The 1,466-nt window shown below is 32.2% G+C and carries 2 protein-coding genes; one reads left to right on the top strand and one right to left on the bottom strand.

Annotated elements, in window-relative coordinates:
* Nucleotides 1-312: 312 nt before the first annotated feature.
* Nucleotides 313-672 (top strand): hypothetical protein, encoded by a 360-nt coding sequence (locus tag N9I19_RS24725; protein ID WP_317779329.1) that lies wholly within the window; start codon nucleotides 313-315, stop codon nucleotides 670-672.
* Nucleotides 673-705: 33 nt separating this feature from the next.
* Here the strand turns inward: N9I19_RS24725 and N9I19_RS24720 are convergent, their stop codons facing one another.
* Entirely contained in the window at nucleotides 706-855 is a 150-nt protein-coding gene (locus N9I19_RS24720) for a hypothetical protein (protein ID WP_089365001.1), read from the bottom strand.
* Nucleotides 856-1,466: the final 611 nt, after the last annotated feature.

Raw genomic sequence — 1,466 nt, 5'->3', positions numbered from 1 at the left:
AGCTAACCACTACTACTGCCTTCATGGTTCGGGACTTTCACCCTATAGATTGCACCCATGCCGGGCGCACAAAAAAGAGCTATCTTAAAGACAGCTCCGATCTTCAGCTAACGCATGCGTTAGTTGCATAAGTAAGAGGTTTGAAAAAATAGCCTGTGTATATCTGAACGATGAATAACTTACCTATTTTCTTGTGTTTGTTTGCACCATATACAAAAAATCCGGAAAAACGTAACTGAGTTTATAAATTCATCAAAAAATACGTTAGAAACATTGATATATCAACAATTTAAAAGATTGCAGTTTATTTAATTGAGGTATATTTTTTCAATTATTTTAAATTATTCTATATTAGTTCTAAGTAAATTCAGCGCATTGGGATTCCCTGATTTCTTTGAGTGTGGGGTGTTGAGAAAGTATCTTGCTGAAAAGATCGAGACTTATCTTTTTATTCAGCTACCTAAGCCAAGTGAGTATCCAAATGTTTTAAAAATTTCTGCTGGAGATTACTGGTGTACCCAAAATAACGGCTGGTCTATTGATTCTGCTACTGAAATTTTTAGTGAGGAATGGATATCTGATGACGAGTTTTTTGTCACCGAATCTGAAATTTATGGGAATAATAAACTCTATCATCAATTGAAAAAAGAACCTCGAATAAGAAAAACATAGGGAGGTTTTAATCTTCCTATGTTTTCATTCATATTATTTATCTGTTTGTTTTTGCTTCTTTTTCAAATACTCCGCACGTATTTTTTCAAGGTGCTGCTTTTTATCAAATTTGGCAGGCGCCTGTTTTTCATGAAACTTTGTCACAGCTACCTTACCTTTGGTATCCAATTGATATTTTCCCACTTTGTTCACCTACTTTTCTTGTCTTTAAAGAGAATCTATTCATTAAATATAATATACCTTATTTTACTGAAGTAAACCTTATTACTTTATTAGTGTACTGCTACCTTTGCATATATCAGTAAAAACATTAAAAACATAGTAAAATAATTCATCGCCAAATGGTATTCATTTCATTGCTATAATCAAAATAAACTGCCTTGACACTCTCATAAGCCTCAATAATTCTATTTCTTGTTTGTTCAGCTCTCTTCTAAAGGTCCAATTGTTCGGTAAATAAGGTTTAAAATATTAAAACAATCTAAGTCTACTCCATCTTTTAAATGGTTCTTAATGCTAATAACCAATACGTTCTCGATGATTTCAAATTTAGGTTTCTGAGGGGAAATATTGTTTTTTTGCACAGTCTTTTTACTACTTGTTAAAAAAAATCTACATCCCCAATATTTTTCTCCAAAAAATCACCCCTTGTTATTAACTTTTCTACTTATATCTATCTTAATCCAAATATCACCTTATCCAACTATCCTGCCCCTATAGCATTCCTGTAGATCGTTAAATATCAGGTTTGAAAAAAATAGAGCCCCTCAGTAAGATACGAGTATAGAGACCAA

The sequence above is a fragment of the Peribacillus sp. CSMR9 genome (assembly GCF_033141925.1).
GTDB lineage: Bacteria > Bacillota > Bacilli > Bacillales > DSM-1321 > Peribacillus > Peribacillus simplex_A.
Note: the sequence above shows the minus strand (reverse complement) of the source record. Positions and strands in the feature narration are given on the sequence as shown.